Annotated in this window: 1 protein-coding gene; it reads left to right on the top strand. The window is 60.0% G+C overall.

The annotated features are described in order from the left end of the window. Nucleotides 1–380: immunoglobulin-like domain-containing protein (locus J4D28_RS30835; RefSeq protein ID WP_146043861.1), on the top strand; the 380-nt coding region annotated here is incomplete at both ends.

The following is a 380-nucleotide window of genomic DNA, read 5'->3' as shown; positions in this document are numbered from 1 at the left end:
GGCGCTACCACAGGTTCCGTGACTGTCGCCGCCCCGGCTGACGATGTGTACAAGGACGCTGGCAAAGTCGAAGTCAGCATCAAAGAGACTGCTGGCGGTAATTTCGAGAATCTGGTGCCGAGCACCACGCCAGCGGTCACCGATGTCACTGACACCATCGATACGTCGACCGTCAGCCTGACCGCGACGCCTAGCGTTGCTGAAGGTGGCGTTGTCGTTTACACCGCCTCCGTGACTGCGCCAGTGACTGGCTCGCCAGTAGTCGTAACCCTGTCCAACGGACAAACCATCACCATCCCGGTCGGCGAATCTTCCGGCACTGTGAACTTCACCGCACCAAACGACGCCCTGGCTGGCGGTAGCTCTTTGAGCACCACCAT

The organism is Pseudomonas sp. GW531-T4 (genome assembly GCF_017349615.1).
Classification (GTDB): domain Bacteria; phylum Pseudomonadota; class Gammaproteobacteria; order Pseudomonadales; family Pseudomonadaceae; genus Aquipseudomonas; species Aquipseudomonas chlororaphis_I.
Note: the sequence above shows the minus strand (reverse complement) of the source record. Positions and strands in the feature narration are given on the sequence as shown.